Source organism: Vibrio proteolyticus NBRC 13287 (genome assembly GCF_000467125.1).
In the GTDB taxonomy this organism is placed as follows: domain Bacteria; phylum Pseudomonadota; class Gammaproteobacteria; order Enterobacterales; family Vibrionaceae; genus Vibrio; species Vibrio proteolyticus.
In genome coordinates, this window is record NZ_BATJ01000018.1 from 15,700 (window position 1) to 33,476 (window position 17,777).

13 protein-coding genes are annotated in these 17,777 nt (G+C 53.2%); 7 read left to right on the top strand and 6 right to left on the bottom strand.

Annotated features, from left to right (window positions below):
• Both pstB and phoU read left to right on the top strand, forming a co-directional pair.
• Positions 1–819: a phosphate ABC transporter ATP-binding protein PstB gene (gene pstB, locus VPR01S_RS16900; protein ID WP_021706581.1), complete on the top strand. Its 819-nt coding sequence runs from the start codon at positions 1–3 to the stop codon at positions 817–819.
• Between the two features lie 76 nt (positions 820–895).
• A complete protein-coding gene (gene phoU, locus VPR01S_RS16905) occupies positions 896–1,594 on the top strand; it encodes a phosphate signaling complex protein PhoU (protein ID WP_021706582.1) in 699 nt (232 codons plus the stop codon).
• Here the strand turns inward: phoU and ppk2 are convergent.
• From ppk2 to VPR01S_RS16925, 4 genes are all read right to left on the bottom strand, one after another.
• Positions 1,591–2,370 (bottom strand): polyphosphate kinase 2, encoded by a 780-nt coding sequence (gene ppk2, locus VPR01S_RS16910; RefSeq protein WP_021706583.1) that lies wholly within the window; start codon positions 2,368–2,370, stop codon positions 1,591–1,593. The two genes, phoU and ppk2, sit on opposite strands and share 4 nt — an antisense overlap.
• 63 nt (positions 2,371–2,433) lie before the next feature.
• Complete coding sequence (locus VPR01S_RS16915; protein ID WP_021706584.1) at positions 2,434–3,177, bottom strand: copper homeostasis protein CutC; 744 nt, start codon at positions 3,175–3,177, stop codon at positions 2,434–2,436.
• A gap of 139 nt (positions 3,178–3,316) precedes the next feature.
• On the bottom strand, positions 3,317–3,622 hold the full coding sequence (locus tag VPR01S_RS16920; RefSeq protein ID WP_021706585.1) for a YebG family protein: 306 nt from the start codon (positions 3,620–3,622) through the stop codon (positions 3,317–3,319).
• Between the two features lie 77 nt (positions 3,623–3,699).
• Entirely contained in the window at positions 3,700–4,605 is a 906-nt protein-coding gene (locus VPR01S_RS16925) for a LysR family transcriptional regulator (RefSeq protein WP_021706586.1), read from the bottom strand.
• A gap of 108 nt (positions 4,606–4,713) precedes the next feature.
• Here VPR01S_RS16925 and VPR01S_RS16930 point away from each other — a divergent pair, with 108 nt between their 5' ends.
• The 4 genes from VPR01S_RS16930 (at position 4,714) to recD (ending at position 15,319) form a co-directional block, all read left to right on the top strand.
• Positions 4,714–5,679, top strand: coding sequence for a TDT family transporter (locus VPR01S_RS16930; RefSeq protein WP_021706587.1), 966 nt, complete (start codon positions 4,714–4,716; stop codon positions 5,677–5,679).
• Between the two features lie 161 nt (positions 5,680–5,840).
• Positions 5,841–9,290 (top strand): exodeoxyribonuclease V subunit gamma, encoded by a 3,450-nt coding sequence (recC, locus tag VPR01S_RS16935; RefSeq protein WP_021706588.1) that lies wholly within the window; start codon positions 5,841–5,843, stop codon positions 9,288–9,290.
• Between the two features lie 261 nt (positions 9,291–9,551).
• Positions 9,552–13,190 (top strand): exodeoxyribonuclease V subunit beta, encoded by a 3,639-nt coding sequence (recB, locus tag VPR01S_RS16940; RefSeq protein ID WP_021706589.1) that lies wholly within the window; start codon positions 9,552–9,554, stop codon positions 13,188–13,190.
• The gene (recD, locus tag VPR01S_RS16945) at positions 13,187–15,319 is read left to right on the top strand and encodes an exodeoxyribonuclease V subunit alpha (protein ID WP_021706590.1); all 2,133 of its coding nucleotides are present in this window, start codon (positions 13,187–13,189) and stop codon (positions 15,317–15,319) included. Before recB ends, recD begins: the two co-directional genes overlap by 4 nt.
• Before the next feature lie 31 nt (positions 15,320–15,350).
• Here recD and VPR01S_RS16950 read toward each other — a convergent pair whose 3' ends face one another.
• Together VPR01S_RS16950 and argA are read right to left on the bottom strand one after the other, a co-directional pair.
• Positions 15,351–15,533, bottom strand: coding sequence for a hypothetical protein (locus VPR01S_RS16950; protein WP_021706591.1), 183 nt, complete (start codon positions 15,531–15,533; stop codon positions 15,351–15,353).
• A 256-nt stretch (positions 15,534–15,789) separates the two neighbouring features.
• A complete protein-coding gene (gene argA, locus VPR01S_RS16955; RefSeq protein ID WP_021706592.1) occupies positions 15,790–17,127 on the bottom strand; it encodes an amino-acid N-acetyltransferase in 1,338 nt (445 codons plus the stop codon).
• Between the two features lie 274 nt (positions 17,128–17,401).
• Between argA and VPR01S_RS16960 the strand changes: the two genes are divergently transcribed.
• Positions 17,402–17,758, top strand: coding sequence for a DUF2850 domain-containing protein (locus tag VPR01S_RS16960; protein ID WP_021706593.1), 357 nt, complete (start codon positions 17,402–17,404; stop codon positions 17,756–17,758).
• Positions 17,759–17,777 lie beyond the last annotated feature (19 nt).

The window sequence follows — 17,777 nt, forward strand, 5'->3', positions numbered from 1 at the left end:
ATGTTTTCAGTCAATCAAACCCTCGGGTATCAGCCCCCGATCGACGTCAACAACCTCAGTGATGAGCAGACGGCCATCGCGATTGAGCAGTTGAGCTTGTTCTACCAGAGCGCTCAGGCGTTGAGTGACATCTCCATGCGTATTCCGAAAGGGCAGGTGACGGCTTTCATCGGCCCCTCCGGCTGCGGGAAATCGACCTTGCTGCGCTGCATTAACCGTATGAATGATCTGGTCGAAGGGTGTCGGGTCGAAGGTAAAGTCAAACTGCACGGCAAAAATGTCTATCATCCGACCGTGGATGTCGCCACCTTGCGACGCCGGGTCGGAATGGTCTTCCAGCGCCCGAATCCATTCCCGAAATCGATTTATGAAAACGTGGTGTACGGGCTGCGTCTGCAGGGCATCCGCAACAGTCGTACTCTTGATGACGCCGTTGAACGTTCACTGCGTGCTGCTGCATTGTGGGAGGAAGTGAAAGATCGACTCAACGAGAATGCGTTTGGCTTGTCCGGTGGCCAGCAACAGCGTCTGGTGATAGCCCGGGCGATTGCGATTGAACCGGAAGTGCTGCTGCTGGATGAGCCTACTTCGGCTCTGGATCCGATCTCGACTCTGACGATCGAAGAGCTTATCAATGATCTCAAAACCAAATATACCGTGGTGATCGTCACGCACAACATGCAACAGGCGGCCCGAGTCAGTGATCACACGGCGTTTATTCATATGGGTAAATTGGTGGAATATTCGGATACCGACTCCATCTTTACCTCGCCGATGAAAAAGCAGACCGAAGACTATATTACCGGTCGTTACGGTTAAGCGATTTACATTGGTGAGGTTTCACGATACACATGAGCTATCCTGATCTATAACAAGCAACACAATAGGGAATTCTATGCATTTCGGTCGTCACATTTCCGGTCAGTTTAACGTTGAGCTGGAATCGATCCGTACCCATGTTCTGACCATGGGCGGATTGGTGGAACAGCAATTGTCGTTTGCGATGCAGGCACTGCACAAGGAAGACATTGAACTGGCGCGTAAAGTGGTACGTGATGATCACAAAGTGAATGCAATGGAAGTCTCCATCGATGAGGCGTGTACCCGTATCATTGCCAAGCGTCAGCCGACGGCGAAAGATCTGCGCCTTATCATGGCGATCATCAAGACCATCACGGATCTGGAGCGTATTGGTGATGTGGCGACCAAAATTGCGTACGTGGCGATTGAAAGCCCTTCCTCCCAAGAGGGGCAGTTTAATGTATCGCTTGAGCCACTGTGTCGTCAGGCAATCACTATGCTGCATCAAGTTTTGGATGCCTTTGCGCGCATGGACGTCGATGCCGCCGCCAATGTTCACAAACTCGATGATAAGCTCGATGCGGAATACGAGGCGGTGATCCGCCAGTTGATGACTTACATGATGGAAGACCCGAAAAACATTCCGCATATTCTTCAGGTCATGTGGTCGGCTCGTGCCATTGAACGGGTTGGAGATCGTTGCCAGAACATCTGTGAGTACATCATCTATTTTGTCAAAGGCAAAGATGTCCGCCATCTGGGGGATCAGAGCATCGACGACGCGCTGCGTTAATATTTTTGCGGGACAAACGTTTGTTCGTCCTCAGGCGCACGGACATAACCCTGTTTGTTGACTTCAAGCAAGTCAATCTCCGGATAGTCAATGCGCTGATATTCAATCTGGCTGAGCAAGTGACTGATGCAGTTCAGTCGGGCGCGCTTTTTGTTATCAGAAGGCACCACCCACCAGGGGCACTGTTTGGTGTCGGTGTGGGCAAACATTTTGTCTTTGGCCTCAGAGTACTCCGCCCAGCGGCTGCGTGACTCCAAATCCATTGCACTGAACTTCCAGCGTTTGATCGGGGTGTGGATACGATCAAGAAACCGTTTTTCCTGCTCTTCATCGGACACCGAAAACCAGTATTTGATCAAAATGATGCCAGAGCGCTGCAGCATGCGTTCGAATTCCGGACAGGAATACAGAAATTCGTCATACTGCTCGTCGGTGCAAAATCCCATGACTTTTTCAACGCCGGCACGGTTATACCAGCTGCGGTCAAACAGGACAATTTCGCCCGCGGACGGCAGGTGAGCGACATAGCGCTGAAAATACCACTGAGTCTTTTCTTTTTCGGTCGGAGCCGGCAGTGCGGCCACTCGGCACACCCTAGGATTGAGCTTTTCAGTGATCCGTTTGATCGCGCCGCCTTTGCCTGCCGCGTCACGGCCCTCGAAAATCACCACTACTTTAAGCCCCTGCTGGCGTACCCACTCTTGCAGCTTGACCAGCTCGACCTGAAGCCGTTTGAGCTCTTTCTCATAGAGTTTCTTTCCTAGCTTATTACTCATCGCACTCTCCTTAACGCTTACCTTTACAGTAGCATCAGTCAAAGAAAGTGTGGTGAGTGAGGTTTAAAACTTGAGAGCTTTTGCTACCTTTTCAATTGCTTGCGGGTTGGTCACTGGCACAACAAAATCATCCGTGCCAGTGTCACCCATTCGGGCACGGTCTGCGACCAACTGCATGTGGCTAGGGCGCTGAGATTTTCCGGACAGGTGTACCTGACGCACGCCGCTGAGAGTAACAATTTCTCTGACGTTGCCAGCGTTAAGCCCGGCTCCGGCCATGATGGCGATTCGTTCACCGGCCTGTGCGACCATCTGATGCAGGACCTGGACTCCGGACAGTGCATCGGCGGCTTGACCAGACGTCAGGACGCGTTCACACCCCAGCGCAATGATGTCCTCCAGCGCCCGGTGGACATCACGGCATTGGTCGATGGCGCGGTGAAAGGTCATCCCCAGTCCATGTAACTGGGCTCGCTCTGCTAACTGATGCGCCTGATCAAGGTCGATATGCCCGTCGCGATCCAACACACCGAAGACGATGCCTTGCAAACCGGCCGATGCTGCCGCGTCAATGTCGAGCAGCATGGCGTTGAGATCGTTCTGTTGATAGAGAAAGTCACCTTGGCGCGGACGAATCATGGCATAGACGGGGACACTGGAGAGTTTGGCTGCGCATTGCATAAAACCAAAACTGGGCGTCAGACCGCCCAAAGCCAGTGATGAACACAGTTCGATACGAGTGGCGCCACCGGCGATGGCCAGAGGCAGGGATTCGAGGTTATCAATACACACTTCGATGTGGAACATGAGCAATACTCAATGACGGAAGAAACCGCGTCAGTATAGCGTGTCGCTGCCCGGGCAATCAGAGTAAAGTTTGCTGCGGCGATTTTCCCCTTTTTGACCAACAAAAAGCCCCGCGGAGAGGCGGGGCTCAGAGAGATGCTTACGCAGCGTCTTCTTGTGGTGTTTCGTCCACCGGGGCGACTTTCTTCGCCTTTTTCGCTGCGGCAGGCGCTTTGCGTTTTTTGGCGCCCAGGGCGTACAAGACTTCGTCTTTGTTTTTCGCCAGATACATGGCCAGCTCTTCTTGCTTGTCTTCTTGCTCAAACAGCTCACTTTTACCCAGTAGTTCGAAAAGCTCATCTGCCATATCCAGCATTTTGTCATAAGCGTCAGCTTCGGCTTTCGAGGTAAAAGTCATCTTCTCTTCTCCGTTGCGTTCCACCACGTACTTGACGATTACAGCCATGGTCCATCCTCTAAATTGATATGAATGTATTACTGTTCTTTTATACAGTTTTTAGCCACTAAAGTCCAGTCGATGTCTCAATTCTGGATGAGGTGGCCGTCCCACTGCTGACAAAAATCGACAAAGGATTTGAGCAGTGGACTCTGGTATTTCTCTTTATGCAGTAGCAGCCAGAAGCGGCGCTTCATGTCCAGCGTCACATTGAGTACGGCCACTCGACCGTCGCGAATCGCCGGATCGGCGGACAACCTCGACAGACACCCCAGACCAAGACCCGCAGACACACAGTTGATCAGCGCTTCGGTGGTGTTGAGCTGGAAGGCTTCTTGCCACTGTTCAATGCGCGGGGCTATGGCACGCAAGAAAAACTCTCGTGAACCAGAGCCGGCTTCACGCAAGATCCATTGGCTGTGCTCAAACTGACTCAGCGGCACATTATGGAGCCCGGCGAAAGGGTGATCGCTCGGGCAGATGATGCACATTTCATCCTGACTGAACTGCGTTGAGATCAGCTCCGGGTGAAGTGTTTTCCCTTCAATCAGAGCAATGTCCAGCTCGTAATCCACCAACTTCTGACAGATTTGCGCCGAATTGGAAATGAACAGGCTTTGTGAGCGGTGTTGGGTGTGTAGCCGAAAATCACTCAATAGATAAGGCGCCACCTGATTGCCAATCGTGTCACTGGCACCAATACGTAACTGACCGGACAGGCTATGTTCAGCAGCAAACAAGTCGTCAATCGCGTTGGCTCGGCTGAGCAGTTCATCGGCCAGCGGTAACAGTTTCTGCCCTTCCTGATTGAGGATCAGCCGGTTGTTTACCCGATCAAACAGCGCATGCCCCAGCTGTTTTTCCAGCTCAGCCAGCGCCATGCTCACCGCGGCTTTGGAGAGATAGAGGGCTTCTGAGGCGGCGGTCAGGGTTTTATGCCGGGTGATGGTGGTGAACACCCTGAGCTGCTTTAACGAAATGTTACTGGCCATATGTTTAGTAATTCTTAACGAGTGTTTTATTTAATTAGATATATTAGAACGAAGGTGGCGGATAAAATAGTTTTCATCATCAAAACTGTGGAGTGCATAGAGGTCGCTATGATTCAGAAAGCCAAACATAAAGTGATGGGGGTACCGACTCCGATGGCCGGTCTGGCGCTGGGCATCGCCAGCCTGGGGTGGAGCTGGGAGAACATGGCTGAACTGCATGGTTACGCGCAATGGGCGAGTGCGGCAGTGGCGAGTGTCCTGTTGCTGATCCTAAGCGTGAAATTCCTTGCTCACCGCCATCTGCTGCAACAAGATCTGGCGCATCCGGTGGTTGGCAGCGTGTTACCTACGTTCGCGATGGCAACCATGGTGGTCTCTAATTCACTAGGGCATTTTCTGCCGTGGGCGGGCGACGCATTCTGGTTGGTGGCGGTGGCCCTGCACGTGGTGTTTTTGGCCAGTTTTGTTTACCACCGAGCGAAAGAGTTCGAGCTGCATCATATGGTGCCGAGCTGGTTTGTACCACCGGTTGGCATCATCGTAGCGGACGTTTCTTTTTCCGGTAATCCACACCTCGCCGGGGTGGCTCAGGCCGCTTTGCTGTTTGGTCTTTTGGCATACGCTGTGATGTTGCCGATGATGATCTACCGCTTCATGTTCACTCAGGAAGTGCCGGATGCGGCCAAGCCGACCCTGGCGATTCTGGCGGCGCCGGCCAGCCTGTCGATGGCGGGATACCTGACGGTGACCGCTGAACCGTCGCCGCTGGTGATTGGGCTGCTGTTCGGGATTGCGGTGTTGATGACGACGATCATCTATCTGGCGTTCTTCAAACTGCTGCGCTTGCCGTTCAGTCCGGGTTATGCGGCGTTTACCTTTCCGATGGTAATCGGGGCAACGGCGCTGTTTAAGATGGCGCACTGGATGGAGAGTATTGGTATGGCGGAGCACTACGTGACTCAGGTGCGCGGTCTGGCGGCTATCGAGCTGATGATTGCCACCTTAGTAGTGGGGTATGTTGCACTGCGCTACGTTTACCATTTGCTTTGGTTACCTCGGTTACAAACCGCTTGAAGCCCAGACTCAACCCGGCCCAGTGCCGGGTTGAGTGCTTTTGCGCGCAAGTGATCAAACTCTGTGCAGTTAAGCTGTTGTTTATCGTCAACAAGGATCCGAGAAACGCTGCGCTTGTGCTAATCTGTGCTTACTGACTTGCAGCGGATACAGGCGCCTACGTGTTTACGGTTTATCACTCGAATCAAATTGATGTTCTTAAATCTCTGCTGGTGGAGCTGATCCGGTTAAACCCGCTGGAGAATCCATTTGAAAAAGAGCAGATCCTGGTACAAAGCCCCGGGATGTCACAGTGGCTGAAAATCGAGCTCGCCAAAGAGTTTGGTGTGGCCGCCAACCTGGATTTCCCGCTGCCGGCGACCTTTATCTGGACGCTGTTTACCCAAGTTTTGCCTGATGTGCCTAAGCGCAGTGCATTCAATAAAGAAGCCATGACCTGGAAGCTGATACAGCTCTTGCCGGCCATGCTCGAACACGCCGATTTTGCGCCATTGAAACGTTATCTGGAAGACGACAAGGACGACACGAAGCGTTATCAGCTGGCGGAGAAAATTGCCGATATTTTTGATGGCTATCTGGTGTATCGGCCGGAATGGATAGCCGCGTGGGAAGCCGGTCAGGAGGTGGCTGAGCTCAATAATGAACACCCATGGCAACCTCAGTTGTGGCAGGCACTCTATGATCAGACAATCAGCCTGGGTCAGTCACCGTATCACCGCGCTAATTTGTACGAGCATTTTATTGAGGCTCTGGCCGACGGCCGGTTAGAGCACGCACAGTTACCCAAGCGTTTGTTTGTCTTCGGTATCTCCTCGTTGCCACCGCGTTACCTTGATGCGTTGAAAGCCATCGGTGCGCACATCGATGTCCATTTGATGTTCACCAACCCGAGCCGGTATTACTGGGGGGAAGTGCGTGATCGCAAATATCTGGCGAAACTGGCTGCGAGGCATCGTCAGCATCGGGTATGGCAACAGGATCATTCCGAAGTGGACGGAGAGAGTCCGCAACTGAAAGGGACACTGGACGACAACCTTGCGGATGCGCTGCATACCGATGTGGTTGGCAACAGTCTATTGGCATCAATGGGGAAATTGGGGCGGGACAATCTGTATCTGCTGTCTCAATTGGAGTCACATGAAATTGAAGCCTTTGTCGATGTGGAGCGTGACTCGCTGTTGCATCAGTTGCAGGCTGACATTCTCAATCTGGAAGAGCACCAGGACGACAGTGTGCTCGACAGCAGTCACCACAAACGCCAAGTCACGGAACAAGACCGGTCACTCAGCGTGCATGCCTGCCACAGCCCGATGCGGGAAGTGGAAGTGCTGCATGATCAACTGCTGGCGATGTTTGATGCGGATCCGACGCTCAAGCCACGCGATGTGATTGTGATGGTGGCTGACATCAATGCTTACAGCCCGGCTATCCAGGCGGTATTTGGTAACGCGCCGGGTGAGCGCTTTATTCCTTACTCAATTTCTGATCGCAGTGCGGATCAGGAGAGTCCGATCCTGACCGCGTTCATGCAACTGGTGAATTTACCTCAGGCACGCTGCCTGGCGTCTGAGTTGTTGGAGCTGCTCGAAACTCCGGCGATGATGGCGCGTTTTGGTATTGATGAGCAGGAATTTGAACTGGCCAAAGTCTGGGTCGAGCAGTCAGGCATTCGCTGGGGACTGAATGCCACCACCGCAGAGGAGTTTGCCCTGCCGTCCAGAGAGCAAAACACCTGGCAATTTGGTATCGAACGCATGTTGCTCGGGTACGCCATGTCCGACAGTGCCGGACTGTTCAGCCAGAAAGATCATGAGTTGGCGCCTTACAATGAAGTGCAGGGCATGAGCGCAGAGCTGGCTGGTAAGCTGGCGCACTACATCGAATCGATCAGCCGGTACCGCCAGCGTCTGGCACAAACACAAACCATCGACAACTGGCAAACCACCCTGCTGGCCATGTTGGATGACTTCTTCATGGTGGCGCTGGAGGAGGAACTGGTGCTGACTTCTATTCGTGAAGCGCTGACCCAGTTGAAAGAACAGCTCCAGGATGCGGCGTATCACCAGACGTTGGCGCCGGGCATCGTCAGTTTGTATCTGCACAATCGCTTGTCCGGAACCCGGGTCAGCCAGCGTTTTCTGGCAGGGCAGGTCAACTTTTGTACTCTGATGCCGATGCGCTCGATCCCATTTCGTTGTGTGTGTCTGCTCGGCATGAACGATGGTGTCTATCCGCGTTCGGTACCGCCGGAAGGTTTTGACTTAATGAATGGCCGTGCTCGAGCTGGGGATCGTTCACGTCGTGACGATGACCGTTACTTGTTTCTTGAAGCGCTGCTCTCCGCGCAGCAAAGCTTATACATCAGTTACGTCGGGCGTTCGATTCAGGACAACACCGAGCGGGTTCCGTCGGTGCTGGTGTCTGAGCTGCTTGAATATTGTCAGCAGAACTACTGTCTGGTTGGCGATGAAGCTCTGCCAGTCGATGATTCTGCAGCTCGGTTACTAACAGCATTGACGCTAGAACACGCTATGGTGCCCTTTAGTCCGTTAGCTTTTCAGGGGGAGCAGGCCAGTTATGCCAGAGAATGGTTGCCTGCGGCGCTGCGTCAGGGGCAGCGCAGTGGCGATTTTAACCGCCAGTTGAGTGATTACCTGCTGGATGCGACGTATCCGTTGGCACTGGATCTGGTAGAGCTGCAACGCTTTTGGCGTTTGCCAGTGCGCTATTTCTTTAACCGTCGACTGAAAGTGGTGTTTGAACCACCGCTGCCAGTGACAGAAGATGACGAACCGTTTGTGTTGGGTGGGCTGGAAAGCTACCAGATGCGTGATCAATTGGTGGAAGTCTTGTTGGATGCCCGTGCTCAGAATCAGGATCCGCAACAGGCGCTAGAGCATTTTGCCCGGCGTCAGCGTGCTGAGGGCAAGTTGCCGATCGGCGCATTCGGTGAGCTTGAGTTTGAAACCAACCGGGTTCAGGCGCAAGAGCTGGTTGAGACACTGAGCCTTGTTAGCGGCGTACCCCTGGAAGATGTTGATGTAAACTTGACCTTTGATGTACTGGGGGCAGATAAACCCGTTCATCTGACCGGATGGCTGACGCAGTGTTATCAGGCTGGTCTTATTCGTTATCGTAGTGGCCGGATCCGAGCACAGGATTATCTGTCCGCCTGGATTGACCATTTGTCGCTGGCTGCCATGGGACACAGTAAATCCACGCATGTTATTGGTTACGATCGTAAAGAAGGTGCCGTGCATTTTATGTATCCGCCGCTGGATGGCGCAGAGGCTAAGTCATTGTTGGCGGAGCTGGTGCGTCTTTACTATCAAGGCATGACGTCGCCACTGGCGTATTTCCCGCAAACGGCGCTGGCCGGCATCGAAGCGGGGTTCAGTCGTGGAAAGTGGGTGGATGATGAAGACAAAGCGGTCAAGAAAATGGCCGCCACATTTAACGACGGTTATCTGGTGCAAGGCGAAGGACGCGATCCGTATATTGCGCGCATTTGGCCACAGTGGGATGACGCACTGGCTCTGGAAGTCAGGACGTTGTCCGCGTTGGTACTACAAAACGCGAGGCTGAGGATCGAGAATGCTGCTGATAGTTAAGAGAAGTAGAGTGGCCGCCAGTAAATCATTATTGTGTAGGGCGTTCGCTGTACGGCCACAGGTCAGAGGGACCATAATTCTGTGGTGCAGACCAGCCAGGCTGGCTATGCATGTGCAGCGGATACTATCGGCTTGCACCAAAATGATCCGTGAGAGAGATCGCACATTCCCGGAATACAATCACGTCACGTATCAGTAGGCAAAAGTTTTCAGCGTTTGATCACAAGATGTTGTTCAGTTTAGGAAAAAGGCAATAGGTTTATGACGATTTCGTCCATCCCCCAGTCACTGAGTCCGATGACATTCCCGTTGCACGGCGCACGTTTGATCGAAGCGTCTGCCGGTACCGGGAAAACGTTCACGATCGCAGGCTTGTATTTGCGGCTGCTTCTGGGGCATGGCGACGAGCATAGCCGTCATGCCGTGCCGTTAACAGTAGACCAGATTCTGGTCGTGACCTTTACGGAAGCTGCGACGGCAGAGTTGCGTGACCGTATCCGGCGTCGCATCCACGATGCGCGCATTGCGTTTGGTCGTGGTGCCAGCGAGGATCCGGTGATCCAGCCGTTACTTGAACAAGTGTCGGATCACCAGCAGGCACAGACTCTGCTGCTGCAAGCTGAACGGCAGATGGACGAAGCGTCGGTGTACACGATTCATGGTTTCTGTCAGCGGATGTTGACGCAGAATGCCTTTGAGTCTGGAAGCCGTTTTAATAACGAGTTCGTGACCGATGAAAGTCACCTTAAAGCGCAAGTGGTGGCGGATTACTGGCGGCGCAACTTTTACCCGCTGCCGCTTCAGTTAGCGGGTGAAGTGCGCCGTATCTGGAACTCGCCATCGGCGCTGCAGGCAGAGATTGGCGGTTACCTGAGCGGTGCGCCATTGACGTTGGCCACGCCCGCCGGAGACGGTGATCTCGCTGCACTTCATCAGCAGAATCTGGAACGTATCAAGGCGTTGAAAGCACAGTGGTGCGAGTGCGCAGACGATTTGCTGACACTGATTGCCGACTCGGATGTTAACAAACGCAGCTACACCAAAAAATCGCTGCCGCAATGGCTCGACAGTGTCACGGCCTGGGCTCACAGCGAGACCCTCAATTACGACGTGCCGGACGCTTTGGCCAGGTTTGCTCAACATGCTCTGGATGAGAAGACGCCTAAAGGGACGCCGCCACGCCACGCGGTGTTTGCGGCCATTGAGGCATTTCTTGCCCAGCCCGTCAGCCTCAAGGCGCCGATGATGGCTCATGCGATCACCTCGTGTCGTACTCTGCTTGCCAGTGCCAAACAGCAGAAACAGTGGCTATCGTTTGATGATTTGCTTAGTCAGTTGTCGGCCGCACTCGATCAGGATGAAACGGACGCATTGGCAGAACGCATCCGCACTTTGTACCCGGTGGCGATGATTGATGAATTTCAGGATACCGATCCGCTTCAGTACAGTATTTTCAGTCGCATCTATCTGGATCATCCTCAATGCGGTTTGTTTATGATCGGTGATCCGAAGCAGGCGATCTACGCGTTTCGCGGTGCCGATATCTTTACTTACATCAAAGCCCGTCAACAGGTCCGTGCACACTATACCCTCAATACCAACTGGCGCTCTTCTGCACAGATGGTTGGGGCGGTGAATCAGATTTTCCAGTATCCGGACAGCGCTTTTATTTACGATGAGGACATTCCCTTTCATCCGGTCGAGCATCGTCCGGGCGCGGAACAGAGTGTCTGGATGTTAAACGGCCGGGTACAGCCGGCACTGACCTACTGGTTGATGGACGCCGACGACAAACCACTGGCTAAGAATGAGTACCAGCAGGCCATGGCGGATGCGACGGCCAGTCAGATTCAAACCATTCTGACCGCGGCGCAACAGGGGCAGGCGAGCTTCGCCAGCGGCTCTGGACAACAGCCTGTCCGCGCCGGTGACATCGCCGTATTGGTGCGAACGGGCAGTGAAGGTCGTCTGGTAAAACAGGCCCTGGCCAAGCAAGGGATCGCCAGCGTCTATTTGTCGAACCGGGACAGTGTTTTTACCAGTGGCGTGGCACCGGATATTCAACGCGTGCTGCAGGCGGTACTGACGCCGGAAAACGATCGCGCTTTGCGCGCAGCGTTAGCGTCAGAACTGTTTGCGCTGGATGCGGCGTCGCTGGATGCACTCAACAATGATGAAAATGTGTGGGAAAACACGGTCAACGAGTTCAAAGAGTACCGTAAAATCTGGGTCCAGCGTGGCGTCTTGCCGATGTTGCGTGCGGTGATCAGTAAACGGCATATCGCAGAGCGGTTGCTCGAAGAAGAGCAAGGCGAGCGGGTAATGACGGATCTGATGCATCTTGGTGAGCTACTGCAACAGGCCAGTCAGGAGATCGACAGTGATCATGGTCTATTGCGCTGGCTGGCTCAGGCGATCAGTGACGCAGCTAAGGGACTGGGCGGCAGTGATGAACAAATCCAGCGTCTGGAGTCGGAGCGCAACCTGGTGCAGATTGTAACGATCCACAAATCGAAAGGACTGGAATACGATTTGGTCTTTCTGCCGTTTGTCTTCAGTTACCGGGAGGCCAGCGAAGGCAAATATTATGATGCGCAGCGTGATCAAACCATCCTCGATATCAGTGGCAACGACGCAGCGCTCAAGCAGGCCGATAAAGAGCGTCTGGCGGAAGACTTACGTTTGATTTATGTTGCGCTGACCCGCGCCGTGTACGCTTGTTTTGTTGGTGCGGCACCGCTGCGTCAGGGACGTTCGACCAAAGAGCCCACCGGTGTGCACCGCTGTGCGATGGGGTATCTGCTGCAAAACGGTCAGGAGGGCGGAATCGCCGATCTGAGCCACGCGATTCAGCGTCAGGTTCAGGCACAAGACGGCGTGGTGCTGGCCGAGATACCGGCGTTGCCAGATACGCCGTATCAACCACCATCGGCGCATGAAGACAGCCTGACGGCCCGGGAGTTACAGACAGCCGTGGATCGTTTATGGCGGGTAACCAGCTATTCCGCGTTGGTGAAACAGGGCAGTCATCAAACGGCCCACGACGCCACACTGGAAGTGACTGGCTTTGATATTGATTCGGCCGACGAGCAAGACGAAGGCGAGTTGCAGACGCCCGAGCGATCGATCTTTACCTTTCCGCGTGGTGCTCGGCCGGGCACCTTCTTGCACAGTGTGTTCGAAGAGATTGAGTTTACGCAGCCGGCTGACAGTGAAGAGAATACCCGGGCGATCACCGAGCTGATGGTCAATGAGCAGTTGGATCCTGAATGGCTGCCAGTGATACAGCGCATGATAACCACAGTACTGGCGACGCCGTTGGATGGCAAAACATTGTGCCTGAAAGACAAGGCGCCGTCTCAGCGTCTGGTGGAAATGGAGTTTTTGTTACCGATCGAAGTCTTGAGTGCTGCGGCGCTGAACCGGGTCGTGCAGCGCCATGATCCGCTCTCTGCCAAAGCTGGCGATCTGGGGTTTCACACCGTACAGGGAATGCTCAAAGGGTTTATTGATCTGGTGTGTGAACATCAGGGCCGATATTACGTGCTGGACTGGAAGTCCAATCATCTTGGTGATGATGTCAGTTGCTATCAGGGCGAAGCTTTGCAACAGGCGATGGCTGAACACCGGTATGATCTGCAATATCAGTTGTATGCGTTGGCGTTGCATCGCTTTTTGCGCAGTCGTCTGGCGGATTACGACTATCAGCGCCATTTTGGAGGCGTGTATTACCTGTTTTTACGTGGCATGGATGGCGATACCCAACACGGGGTCTTTTCAGCCCGGCCGAGCGAAGCGTTTTTGAATGAAATGGATCGGTTGATTGACGGACAAACCATTGAAGCGCGGATCAGTGCAGCGGATGGTAACGGAGCGGCTCAGATGGAGCTGGATTTATGAATGAGTACACAATGAGTGACAATATCATGATGGTGTTACATACGCTGGCTGCACGGGGTAATATCCGCCAGTTGGATGTTCAGTTCGCGGCCTTTATTGCTCGTCAGTGCCCGGCCAGTGAGCCGGCCGACAAACTGGCACTGCTCAGTGCGATCGTCAGTACTGAGCTGGGGCGCGGGCACATTTGCTTGCCGCTGTTCGATGGGCGTGGTCAGCCCACGGATTTGGCGGAGCGCCTCGGGCTGTATGGCGAAGACGCTCTGCGCTTCAGTCAAACGTATCTCGACACCGATTGGCCGGCGTTGTTAAGCCAGGCGTCTCTGGTGGGAAATGGCACGCAACCTCTGCCTTTAGTCTTTGATGGAAAAAGAGTTTATTTACATCGTTACTGGCACTATGAAGTGGCCTTGGCGGCGCGCTTAAATAGCTTTGGGACACCCATGAGCTTAAAGCCTACAGGTGTCCAAAAGCTCCGTGAGTTGCTGGATCATCTGTTTGCGCGTGATTACCACTTTTTATTTCACACGCTGCGTGCCGCGGAACAGCAAGGTAACAGTACGGCGGTGCTGCGTCAGCAACTGGTGTGTGATCACCTGGATGTGATTGCTAGTGAGACAATTGAATGGGACGCGGTCGAACAGGTGTTGTTGTCAACACGTCAGGTCTCCGATCTACAACGCTTGGACACCCATGTTCCGATGTCGGCGTGCGTTAACTGGCAGAAAGTCGCGGCTGCGGTTGCACTGACACGCCGTTTCGCTGTGATCTCTGGCGGCCCCGGCACGGGGAAAACCACCACGGTGACCCGTTTGCTGGCGGCATTGATCGAACAGTCCAGCGAACACGCCGCACACCTGCCAGAGATCAAGCTGGTGGCCCCCACCGGTAAAGCGGCCGCGCGACTGACGGAATCCATTGGTCGGGCGGTTGCTCAGCTCCCCGTCAGTCCTGAGCTCAAAGCGGCGATCCCGACGGAATCGAGCACGTTACACCGCTTGTTGGGAGCCATTCCGGGGAGTGCGGAGTTTCGTCATCATCGTGATAACCCGCTTCACCTCGATATTCTGGTGATTGATGAAGCGTCAATGGTGGATCTGCCCTTGATGTACAAAGTGGTGGATGCGTTGCCAAAACACGCACGTCTGATCCTGTTGGGGGACAAAGATCAGCTGGCATCGGTGGAAGCCGGGGCCGTATTGGGCGACATTTGTTCGTTTCATGCGCTGGGTTACAGTGTTGCGCAGGGACAGATACTGGCCCAATTAACCGGATACACGACTCTGACTGGCCACAATCAGCACAGCGGTATGGCCGACAGTTTGTGTATGCTGCAAAAGAGTTATCGTTTCGATGCCCGCTCCGGTATCGGCCAACTGGCTAAAGCGGTCAATGCAGGTAGTGCGCAAAAAGTTGATCTGGTTTGGCAGCGCCAATTTGCCGACATTGAACACATGGCGCTCAGCAGCGAACACTATCGCGCCATGATCAACACACTGGTGGAAGAATACAGTCACTACTTGCACCGCATTGATACGCCGCAATGTGATGACGACGGACAAGTAGAAACCATGAACCACAAAGCCAAAGCGGTGCTGGATACATTCAATCGTTGTCGGTTGCTGTGTGCAGTACGTGAAGGGGATTTTGGTGTGGCCGGACTCAATCACCGGATAGAGAAGGCGCTGGCCGCCAGAAAACGTATTCAGACGCAAGATGAGCTGTGGTATCACGGCCGGCCTGTGATGGTCACGCGTAATGACCATGGCCTCGGCTTATACAATGGTGATATTGGCATCTGTATGCGCGATGACACGGAGCCGGAACCCCGGCTGAAAGTGTACTTTGAATTACCGGACGGCAGCGTGAAGTCAGTGTTGCCAAGCCGGGTGCCAGAGCATGAGACGGCGTACGCAATGACTATTCACAAATCACAGGGCAGTGAGTTTGACTTTACCTTGATGATTTTACCACCAGAGTTCAGCCCGATCCTGACTCGCGAACTGATCTACACTGGCATTACCCGGGCAAAAAAACGTCTCGCCTTGTATGCGGATATGCAGGTGTTGAAACGTGGGATTAAAGTTCGGACCGAACGGGCAAGTGGACTGGTTGAGCGGTTAGGGGAGTGAGAGGCGTAACCGTCCGTGGTTAGCGCGAATGTTATTTGCTGAAGGCACTGGAAAACGAAATGCTGCGGATTTTATAGCGAGCCTGATAGTTGAGAATAAAGGCTTTTAATCCTTCGTTTACCGGAAATACACAATGTACATCCAGGCCTTCCAGGAACTGGTTGTCAGCCATATCCCAGAAACTCTGTATGGAATTACAGATAACGGTTTTCATAGACGATTTGCTCTTAGTAATTTTTTCTACTTCAAGCAATCCATGCGCGCCCAACTGCGTTAGGCAAAAAGTCCTATGACCCTGAGGAAATCTCAAAAAAACACCAAGTCATCAGACTTGGTGTTTAGGGTGAGCAAATAATAGTCAATATATCCACTGAAATAAAGTAAAGTTTGTGTGTGTTTTGTCTGAAATCGGTTTCATTTTGATGTGATGAGAAAAAACAGTGAAATGCCCCGATTGTTTCGCGTTAAGCTTAGACTTTGACACATAAAATTTTGGATCGGCGTTGGTAGTTGTACAAACTTTGTTTGGTCATTGGCAGTGCCTCTACGCCGATCTCATAGAAACCTTGTTCACGGAACCAGTGCAGGCTATGTGTCGTCAGGACGAAAATCCGTTCAATGCCTTCGACTCTTGACTGCTGTTTAATGTGGTTGAGCAGCACCAGCCCGCGGTTGCCATCCCGGTATTCCGGATGGATCGCCACACAAGCCATCTCAGCCATTTTGTCTTCCCGGTAGGGATACAAGGCCGCACAGCCTATGATCAGGCCGTCTTTTTCAATAATGGTAAACTGGTGAATTTCCTGCTCAAGTTGCTCGCGTGAGCGGCGGACCAGTATGCCTTGCTCTTCGAGCGGGCGGATCAGATCGAGAATCCCCCCGATATCGTTGATCTGAGCTTTACGTACTTGCTCAGCACTGGCCATGACGATCTGTGTGCCTATGCCATCGAATGAGAACAATTCCTGAAGTAACGCGCCGTCTTCCTTATAGCTCACCAAGTGGCTGCGCGGCACACCAGCCCGACACGCGGCAATGGAGGCTCGCAGAAAACGCAGTGTGCCGGTACTACCGTCATTGGTTTGATCGACGCATTCTGCCAAACCTTCTAAAATCCGTTCAGCCTCTTTGGGGAACAGCTCCGCAATGGCATTGCCTTCTTCGTCGATGATTCCTTGCTCGGAGCAAAAACCAATCAGTTTGTCCGCATTTAATTTAATCGCGACTTGGGTCGCCACTTCTTCAGAGAGCAGGTTAAAACACTCTCCCGTCACGGAGCTGGCGATTGGGCCGAGCAACACGATTGAGTTCTGGGCTAGGGCGCGATTGATGCCTTCGATATCGATGCGGCGGATTTTGCCACTGTGGCAATAGTCGATACCATCATCAACCCCCAGTGGTTGAGCGATGACAAAGTTGCCACTGACCACATTGAGTTCGGTGCCCGCCATAGGGGTGTTGTTGAGGCTCATGGATAATCGGGCGGTGATGGTGAGCTGCATTTCCCCCGATGCCTGCATCACTAGACGCAACGCCTGTTCATCAGTGATCCGCACGCCTTTGTGGTACGGTGTGCTCACCTGTTGTGCATCCAGCAGTTGGTTGATTTGCGGGCGTGCGCCGTGCACCAGCACGATCTTGACCCCGAGACTGTGCAGCAGCGCGAGGTCACTGATGATATTGGTAAAGTTTTTGTCGGCCACGGCTTCTCCGCCGAGCATGATCACCATGGTTTTGCCACGGTGAGCGTTGACGTAAGGGGCTGACTGACGGAATCCTTTTACGAGCGCAGTACTTCTGAGTTTCACGAAACGTTACCTGGTGAATTTATATGTTGAAATATTGTCTTTTTATTCACTGCTAAGCAAGCGATATTTCATCGTGAAAATAAAAAAGTGCAAGCCGGATTCTGCCAACCAGCGACTTGATTTAGAATAACGCCAGCCAAGGTTAAGTCTGGCACCATCCCAGGGCAGAGAGCTGCCAGAAAAAAGAGAGACCATCATCAAAAGCGACACGACTTTATCTGAAACCCTCCCGAGTCGGAGACTGAGCAAACGCACGCTCATTGAGCGTGGTCTGATGTTGTTGGTGGCATGCGGCCTGATCGCGGTCGCACTGCTGTATAACCAGGTTTATGCTCAGTTGTCGGAGCGGCTGCACCCCAAGCAGGCTGTGTACGGCACTTGGGTGGAGCAGAACGTGGCCAGTTATGCCAGCGACCGTTTTACCCTCGGGCCGGAAGGGGTCAGTCAGGCTGGGCGGGTGCTGACCACGCGCTATGATTTTGATGGCCGTTATGTCATGTTTGCCACCGCTCAGCGTGAATATCGCTTTCAGCTACTCAATGATGAATTGACAGAAATGAGGTTGATTTCTCAGAACTATTACCAACCTGTGTATCGATTGTCAGGAAAATTCAAAAAAAACCTCCGCTAACCATTTCGCAATTGTGTTC

Excerpts from the sequence above, each read along its gene's own strand:
- phoU (WP_021706582.1), top strand. The coding sequence starts at position 896 with ATGCATTTCGGTCGTCACATTTCCGGTCAGTTTAACGTTGAGCTGGAA.
- VPR01S_RS16930 (WP_021706587.1), top strand. The coding sequence starts at position 4,714 with ATGATTCAGAAAGCCAAACATAAAGTGATGGGGGTACCGACTCCGATG.
- VPR01S_RS16960 (WP_021706593.1), top strand. The coding sequence starts at position 17,402 with ATGTTGTTGGTGGCATGCGGCCTGATCGCGGTCGCACTGCTGTATAAC.
- VPR01S_RS16915 (WP_021706584.1), bottom strand. The coding sequence starts at position 3,177 with ATGTTCCACATCGAAGTGTGTATTGATAACCTCGAATCCCTGCCTCTG.
- VPR01S_RS16920 (WP_021706585.1), bottom strand. The coding sequence starts at position 3,622 with ATGGCTGTAATCGTCAAGTACGTGGTGGAACGCAACGGAGAAGAGAAG.
- VPR01S_RS16925 (WP_021706586.1), bottom strand. The coding sequence starts at position 4,605 with ATGGCCAGTAACATTTCGTTAAAGCAGCTCAGGGTGTTCACCACCATC.
- ppk2 (WP_021706583.1), bottom strand. The coding sequence starts at position 2,370 with ATGAGTAATAAGCTAGGAAAGAAACTCTATGAGAAAGAGCTCAAACGG.
- recB (WP_021706589.1), top strand. The coding sequence starts at position 9,552 with ATGACGATTTCGTCCATCCCCCAGTCACTGAGTCCGATGACATTCCCG.
- VPR01S_RS16950 (WP_021706591.1), bottom strand. The coding sequence starts at position 15,533 with ATGAAAACCGTTATCTGTAATTCCATACAGAGTTTCTGGGATATGGCT.
- recD (WP_021706590.1), top strand. The coding sequence starts at position 13,187 with ATGAATGAGTACACAATGAGTGACAATATCATGATGGTGTTACATACG.
- pstB (WP_021706581.1), top strand. The coding sequence starts at position 1 with ATGTTTTCAGTCAATCAAACCCTCGGGTATCAGCCCCCGATCGACGTC.